This is a genomic window from Pseudomonas sp. P5_B2 (genome assembly GCF_056400445.1).
On record NZ_JBFULH010000181.1, the window covers coordinates 1 to 7,913 of the forward strand.

Sequence of the window (7,913 nt, forward strand, 5' to 3'; positions counted from 1 at the left end):
GCTTTCATGCATTCGGTCTGAGTCATTGCCTTGAAACCGTGACCTTTGCAAACCCCTTGCCCCTTACAGGCGTTTTCTGCGGTTTTGCAATCGTTCATGCCTTTGCACGACGTCACGCCGTAGCAGTGAACTTGAGGTGCATCGGCGGCCTGAGCCTGTGTGGCGACACCGGCAAACAGTGCAGCGGCGGCGAAAGCAAGAGCGGCACCAGCGGTCGCGGATTTGAAGTTCATTTTTTGTATCCTCGGTCTTCGTCAGGGTTGTCGGCTGGAACGTTGTTCAGTCCCGACATAGCACTAGAGAGTGCTGCCCCAAAGGCGTTACAGAGGCCTGCAAAAAAGTTTCGATTCGCTCAACTGTCATCCTTGAGCTTGAGCAAAGGCTCCTGAAACCGCAGCAAACGCCCGGCGTTGCCCAGTACCAGCAACGTGCTCAAGTTATGCAGCAATGCTGCAATCATCGCCCCTGCCGCGCCCAGCCAGCCAAAAGCGGCGAAGGCAACAATCGCCATTGTCCAGCCCAAACCGATGATCACATTCACCTGCAAGGTCTGACGACATTGACGACTCAGACGCACACAGGTGCCGAGCCGGCGCAGGTCACTGCCAATTAAAACGATGTCGGCCGAAGCCAATGCGATATCTGCCCCGCCCGCGCCCATTGCGACACCCACGACACCGGCCTTGAGCGCCAGAGAGTCGTTGATCCCGTCTCCGACCACCATCGGCCGGAAGCCGCTGCCAATTTCCTTGAGCACGCGATTGAGCTTGTCCTCAGGCAACGCCTGCGCTTCGACATCGCTAATGCCGACATCACGCGCCAGCGTGTGCGCGACGCTTTGCCGATCCCCGGTGAGCAGCAACTGCCGACCCAGGCCCAGTTCTCGCAGCTCACTCAAGGCAAATCGTGCTTCGGGTTTGACACTGTCGGCTAKCAATAACCAAGCGAGAAATTCGCCATCCAGCGCCAGCCCGGCAATCGGACCGTCATGTTCAGGAACCGCCGACGTAGCAATGCCCAATTGCGCGAACAATTCAGGACGACCGAGTGCAGCCTCGCCCTGTTCCGTCATCGCTACCACACCCAAACCCTGGCGCTCGTGAATGTCCGACAGCAGCAAAAAATGCTCCTGCGTGACCAGCCCGGCAAGCGCACGACTGACCGGATGACTGCTGGCCGAACCGAGGCTGGCGGCCAGCTTCAAGACGTGACTGCGGTCTTCCAGCGGACTGTCGATGGACTGCAAGCGCAAGGTGCCAAACGTCAGGGTGCCGGTTTTATCCACTACCAACGACGTCAGGTCTGCCAGCTCTTCAAGAAACGCCGAACTGCGGATCAGAATGCCGTGTCGCGCAGCCACCGCCACCCCGGCAATGGCCGTCGCCGGCGCCGACAACACCAGCGCACATGGACACGCCGCGACCAGCACCGCGAGCATCGCCTGGGCATCATTGGTGACGAACCACGTCACCGCCGCCAGCAACAACACCAGCACCATGTAGCTGCCGGCATAACGCTCCAGCAAGCGAGTAATCGGTGGCTTTGAGCGCTCGGCGCTTTGCATCAGCGAGATGACTTTGCCCAAGGTCGATTCGTTGCCGATACGGGTCACTTCAACGCGAAGCAGGCCATCGAGGTTGATCGCTCCTCCGAATACCGACATGCCAACACCGGCTTCCATCGGCACCGACTCACCGGTAATCGAAGCGGTATCGAGGCTCGCCTGACCGGACAACACCCGGCCATCCGCCGGCACGCGATCACCGGCACGAACCTCGACCAGGTCACCGGCCTTGAGTGTGCTGTTGTCGACTTCGAGGATCGAGCCATCCGCCTGAACCTTTCGCGCATGGCTGCGGGTGAGTTTGCCGAGTGCATGAATCGCTTCCTGCGAGCCAATCACGCTGCGCTCTTCCAGCACATGACCGAAGATCATGATGATCGGCAGCAACGCAGCAGTCAGCAGATCACCCGTAGCCCAAGCCCCCAGCATGGCGAGCGCGATCAACTGGTCGGTGATCCCGTGCAAGCTCGGATAACGCAGGCTGTACCACGCCGAACGCATCACCGGCACGGCCACCAGCAGTGACGCAAATCCGAGCAGTAATTGGCTGACCCCGGCCTGCTCCGGCGACAGCCAGCGCCAGATCAGACCTAGCCCGAGCAGGCCCAAGGCGAGCATGGCCAGTGTCAGTTGGCGAGCGGCGCTGCGTTGTTCGGCCGAGGACAACAGGCTTGATGTGGCGGCGGTGTGCGCGGTCATTGTGCAGCTCCCTGAATGATCAGGCGGGAATCGTCTTTCGGATTAACTGTGGTCACGGAACCGGCCTGGCCAAGAATCTTCGGCATCCGCTCGCGGTAAATGCGCAGCAGCATTTGCGGGTCGGCTCCCTGCTGTTGCGCCTTGGCGAGGCTCAATACGGTGGCGGTGTCGGCAGACGCTTTCGCCAGGCGTTCGCTGGCTTGGGCATGGGCCACTTGCAGCGTTCGATCCGCTTGTTCGTTCGCGGCCTGGTTCACCTTCTCCGCTTCGGTGCGCGCGTTCGCCACGGCTTTGTCGGCTTGCTGGCTCGCGGTTAACACCGCGTTGAACGCGTTTACCGCAGGACCGGGCAGACTCGATTGCACGTCCACTCGAGCGACTTCGATTCCCAACCCCTGCCCTGTTGTTGTCAGCTCGGCTAAACGTTGATTGATGCTTTGCACCAAATTACCTCGCAGTCGTTCACGTCGTTCGGCAGCCTGATTGTCGGCGCCGATCAGTTCCGGACGCGCCACTAGAATAGTGTCCAGATCCCGCGCTGCGGTCAGGGCTACAGCGCTGCGGGTGACCAACCGATCCAGCGCCGGCAACACATGTTCACCTTGCAGCACGAAGGCATACGGCTCGGTGACTTTGTAGAAGACCCGCACATCAAGTTGCACCACACCGGCATCACCCGTCAGCAAATAGCCGGACCCGGCGAGTGCATCACTGAGCGGTGTGGCAAACGTGGCAGCGCGATCAGCCTGTAAGGCAACATCACTGCGCAGAAGACTTTCCACTCGACGCTCGATAACGAGATCTGCCGCCGGCAGTAACACCACTTGCTCAAAAGGTCGCGGCCATGCCAGCAACAACCCCGCATTCTGGATGCGGTCCAGCGCACCAAAATGCAAAACCACTGCGCGATTCTGTGGATCAATCTGCCGCACATTGGAGAATGCCCAAGCTAACGCAGCCAGAACGGTCACGGCGTAAAGCGCGAGAAAAGCCAGGCGCCCGGCCTGAATCCAGGGGCTGCTTAATTCATTTGTTCCACGTGGAACTAAACTCATGGCTGCGACCCGGACTTGTTTTCGAGGCTCGGAGGTCCGTCAACCAATACTCGGAATGGCGCGGCATCGGTGCGCAATATCAGTTTGGTACCCGGCGAAACAATGGTGCCCAAGGTATCGAGTGAGCGCAGCAGGTTGTACAGCTGCGGAGATCCGGCATACGCACGGCCGTAAATCTGCGCCGCTTCAACCCGCGATTGAGCTTCGATGTCAGCAGCTTTGACCGTTGCATCGGCCTGCACAATTCGCGCATCCCGCTCGGCGGCCGAACGGATTTGTGCAGCTTCGCGCTTGCCGATTGCAGTGCGTTCGGTGGCGATTGTTTCACGCTCAGCGCGCATGCGATCGACGGTGGCGGTYAGCGTAACCGACGGTAAGGTCAGACGCTCGATGCCGACTTGCAGCACTCGAACGCCATAAGTCGTGAGCAACTGCTGATCGATCTGATGGCGAAGTTGCGCCTCAAAGTCGGCAATGTGAACTTGATTGGCGTCGGTGTTGACCAGGTTCGCCAAGTCAAAACTGGCGGCCGTGGTTTCCAGCGCAGAGCCGACAAAAGTGCGGATCTGCCGCGCCGCTTCATCCGGCTGATTCTGCACCGCACGCATGAAACGTTGCACGTTGTCCGGATCGCCCTGCACCTGCCACGCCACGTAAGCCTGAACAATGATGCGCAAACCGTCGCGGGTGCCGACATCCTGCAAACCACTGGAGGTGGTGCGCAAGCGTAAGTCGACCGGAATCGCCGCTTCAAACGGTGCTGGCCAGCGCCAGCCCAGACCTGGCTCAAGTAAAACCCGCGATGGATTGCCGAAGCGCGTGATGACCGTGGCCTCCCCCGAGCGCACTTGAACAAGGCTTGCGGCAGCGATTGCGAAGGCCACAAGCAATGCTGCCCAGCCCATGCGCCGCCAGGGAAACGGGCCGGCTTCGTGTGGATCGCCGTGGTGATGATGGTGGTGACCGTGGTGATGCCCGTGATCGTGGCCGGCGTGGTCATCGTGCTCGTGAGTGTGCGACTGGCTCAATGGGTAGCTCCTGGCTGGGCGCTCGTACGCGGCGACGCAAGATCAGCCGGCAGTGTGAAAGTACGGAGGTCGATGGTCGGCGCATTGCTGCTGCCACCCAGACGATGATCAAGAATCAGCAGCTTGGCGTTCGCCAGGCCCTGACTCAGTTGGCTGAGGTATTGTTCCAGCACAAACGCCTGGCCTGCGTTGGCGTAGGCTTTCTGCTCCGCGCTAAATTTCAGGTCCGCCACCTGGGCCGTGGCGTTGATCTCATGAGCGCTGGCAGTCGCTTGATCGCGCGTGATGCTCGCTTGCAGTTGCGCCAGATGGGTCGCCTCGGCGGCGGCACCGCGTTCCCGCGAGATCAATGCTTGAGCGCCGATCTGTGCCGCTTGCACACCGTGATAAGCATTGGCAGCGCCGGCCGGTGGATGAATCGCTTCCACCACAGTGGCGAGAATTTCCACACCACTGTCGAGTTTCTGCAGGTCAGCCTGCACCGCCCGGCCAATCTCATCAGCAAGTCCTACCCGGTCTTCGCCGAGCAAACCATCAAGGGTTCGCGAGGCGAAGTCATGCACCAGGATCCGGCTGGCGGTGCTGCGAATCAGGGTCGGTACATCGGCGCTGTTATAGGTGGCCGCTAATGCCGCTTGATCGGTCAGGCCGATGCGATAAACGAAACGCACGTCCATGTTAACGATCTGGAAGCTCTGCTTGTCGGCGCGGCTGCTGGCGATGACCTGGGATTTGTCGTTCACGTGGCTAGCGTCCCATAACCGATTGGCAATCGCCGGTGCCGGACCTTCCGCAGGCTCGGGTACAACCGGTGCCGACGTTTCGCCAACACTGGTGGCCAACTCGTGAACCACACCGTTTTCGACCTTCAACACGCGGCCCAACGGCCACGGCAAACCGGCGTGCAAACCAGGACCAAACACCTCTACCGGTTTGCCGAAACGCTCGTAGATACCTCGCCCCTGCAACGGTATTTCGTGAATCCCGGTGAGTGACCAGCCGACGAAAATAATCACCGCCAGCACCGGCAAAAATGCGCGGCGCATGTAAGTGAAGGCCCAGATTTGCCGCAAGTCGATGCCGAAGCGGTTGTGCAATTCGTGCTGCAAGGCGAGCAGCGGTTGCGGTGGCCAGCGCAGCATGTCGGCGATAAAACTGCGTGCCAGCAACGCAGGTTCGAGTTGTTCGCGCTGTGGACTGAACAGCGACAACACCGCACGCAGCAGCAACTCGACTGCGACCAGGCCCGGCAGCACACCGATCAGCACCGCCAAACGCACTGGCCAGACCGAGGTTTCGCTGGCGAACAACAGACACAACGCGCCGAGAACCAGGCAAATGATTGTTACCCGAGTCAGTTGCGCCAGTGCACCGGCTTCCGGCCATTGGGCGACGTTTTCCTGAGCCAGTTGCCGCTCGACGACCAGCAGACCAAACGCCAACAGCAATGCCAGCACTGCGCCGACACTGGCCGACAACCCCAGCGCTGCGGGTGGAAGCGCGAGGTTCCAGAACTGACTGATGCTGAACAACGTCAACAGCGCCCAACCGCCAAGCCAGAGTGTTGGCGCGCCGATCTGGCTAAGCATGCGCACCATGCGCTGACTGAGTCCCTCCAGTAGTCGCTCATACCAACCCGCAGGCGCAACGGATTCGTCAACGTCGACGACCACAGGCAGCGTTGGAGTCATCGCCTGTGTACGCCACCGCGTAACCCACCAAGCTGATTGCAGACCGGCAACCAGCACCAGCAGAGCGGCACTCTGACTCACCAGAAATACGCCCCACAGTGACGTGGGCACAAACAATCCAATGCATAGCGTCAACACCAGCCCGACCGCGGCCAAAGCACTCAGGCCAATGGCGAACTGGCGCAATCGCCGCCCCTGAAACACCGCCTGCTGAAAGCGCGGCAGCCCTGCTACCTGCGCACCATCGACTTCGATATCGACTTGCATACCACCCCAGTGTTTATTCAACGCGGACACCGCATTTCGTTACGATATAACGAAAACGGTGAAAGTTTTGTACTTAATAGCTTTATCTAAAGGTGATGAACCTGTCGCCCGGCTGAAGCCCTGATCGAAAAAGTACGAAACGAACAAATTGCGTTCGTAATTTTAGCCAGCTACTACTTACCAGCCCGATCCCATCAACTTCAGGAGTTCATCCATGAGCAGCTACGACATCGTGATTCTGGGCGGTGGCCCCGGCGGATATAACGCCGCGATCCGTGCAGGCCAGCTGGGTTTGAAAGCGGCATGCGTCGAAGGTCGCGCGACCCTCGGTGGTACCTGCCTGAACGTTGGTTGCATGCCGTCCAAGGCGCTGTTGCACGCCTCCGAACTCTACGACTCGGCCATGGGCGCGGAATTCGCCAACCTGGGTATCGAGGTCAAACCCACCCTCAACCTCGCTCAGATGATGAAACAAAAGGACGAAAGCGTTACCGGGTTGACCAAGGGCATCGAGTTTCTGTTTCGCAAAAACAAAGTCGACTGGATAAAGGGCTGGGGCCACATCGACGGGCCAGGCAAAGTCACGGTCACGAACAGTGCCGGCGGCAAGTCCGAGTTGAGCGCCAAAGACATCATCATCGCCACCGGCTCCGAACCCACTCCCCTGCCGGGCGTCGATATTGATAACCAACGCATCCTCGACTCCACCGGCGCGCTGTCGCTGAACGAAGTGCCAAAACATCTGGTGGTGATCGGGGCCGGTGTCATCGGTCTGGAGCTGGGCTCTGTGTGGCGGCGCCTGGGTGCTCAAGTCACAGTGGTCGAGTTTCTCGACCGCATCTGTCCGGGTGTGGATGTAGAGGCCGGCAAAACTCTTCAGCGTTCATTGAGCAAACAAGGCATCACCTTCAAATTGAGTTCGAAAGTCACCAACGCCACGTCATCGGCGAGCGGTGTTCAGCTCAGCATTGAACCGGCGGCGGGCGGTACAGCAGAGTTGCTGGAGGCCGATTACGTACTGGTGTCGATCGGTCGTAGGCCTTACACCCAAGGCCTTGGCCTGGAAAACATCGGACTCGCCACGGACAAGCGCGGCATGCTCGCCAACAACGGGCACCGCACCGAAGCGGCGGGCGTGTGGGTGATCGGCGATGTCACGTCCGGGCCGATGCTCGCCCACAAGGCAGAAGACGAAGCCATGGCCTGCGTTGAACAGATCGTCGGCAAGGCCGGTGAAGTGAATTACAACTTGATTCCCAGCGTGGTCTACACCAAACCGGAGCAGGCCAGCGTCGGCAAGACCGAAGAGCAACTCAAGGCTGAAGGTCGCGCGTACAAAGTGGGCAAATTCCCATTCACCGCCAACAGCCGGGCCAAGATCAACCACGAGACCGAAGGCTTCGCCAAAGTGCTCGCCGATGAACGCACCGATGAAATTCTCGGCGTCCACCTGGTGGGCCCGAGCGTCAATGAAATGATTGGTGAGTATTGCGTGGCGATGGAGTTCAGCGCCTCGGCCGAGGACATTGCGCTGACGTGCCATCCACACCCGACACGGTCCGAGGCGTTGCGCCAAGCGGCGATGAATGTGGGGGGGATGGCGACGCAG

At 59.9% G+C, this 7,913-nt stretch carries 6 protein-coding genes; 1 reads left to right on the forward strand and 5 read right to left on the reverse strand.

The genetic code is table 11. From position 1 onward, the window contains the following. From bufA2 to hflK (AC1DRJ_RS15100), 5 genes are all read right to left on the reverse strand, one after another. Positions 1–233: BufA2 family periplasmic bufferin-type metallophore (gene bufA2, locus AC1DRJ_RS15080; protein WP_477802865.1), on the reverse strand; the 233-nt coding region annotated here is incomplete at its 3' end. A gap of 119 nt (positions 234–352) precedes the next feature. Next, positions 353–2,263, reverse strand: a complete 1,911-nt coding sequence (locus tag AC1DRJ_RS15085) for a cation-translocating P-type ATPase (protein ID WP_477802866.1) — start codon at positions 2,261–2,263, stop codon at positions 353–355. After that, entirely contained in the window at positions 2,260–3,318 is a 1,059-nt protein-coding gene (gene hflK, locus AC1DRJ_RS15090) for a protease modulator HflK (RefSeq protein ID WP_477802867.1), read from the reverse strand. The genes AC1DRJ_RS15085 and hflK (AC1DRJ_RS15090) overlap by 4 nt, the downstream gene beginning before the upstream one ends. Then, entirely contained in the window at positions 3,315–4,346 is a 1,032-nt protein-coding gene (gene hflC / locus AC1DRJ_RS15095; RefSeq protein WP_477802868.1) for a protease modulator HflC, read from the reverse strand. Before hflC ends, hflK (AC1DRJ_RS15090) begins: the two co-directional genes overlap by 4 nt. Continuing rightward, positions 4,343–6,304 (reverse strand): protease modulator HflK, encoded by a 1,962-nt coding sequence (gene hflK, locus AC1DRJ_RS15100; RefSeq protein WP_477802870.1) that lies wholly within the window; start codon positions 6,302–6,304, stop codon positions 4,343–4,345. Before hflK (AC1DRJ_RS15100) ends, hflC begins: the two co-directional genes overlap by 4 nt. Before the next feature lie 214 nt (positions 6,305–6,518). Between hflK (AC1DRJ_RS15100) and lpdA the strand changes: the two genes are divergently transcribed. Beyond that, positions 6,519–7,913 (forward strand): dihydrolipoyl dehydrogenase (gene lpdA, locus AC1DRJ_RS15105; protein WP_477802869.1); only part of this gene is annotated, 1,395 nt, incomplete at its 3' end.

Coding starts and splice junctions, on each gene's coding strand:
- hflK (WP_477802870.1), bottom strand. CDS start 6,304: ATGCAAGTCGATATCGAAGTCGATGGTGCGCAGGTAGCAGGGCTGCCG.
- hflK (WP_477802867.1), bottom strand. CDS start 3,318: ATGAGTTTAGTTCCACGTGGAACAAATGAATTAAGCAGCCCCTGGATT.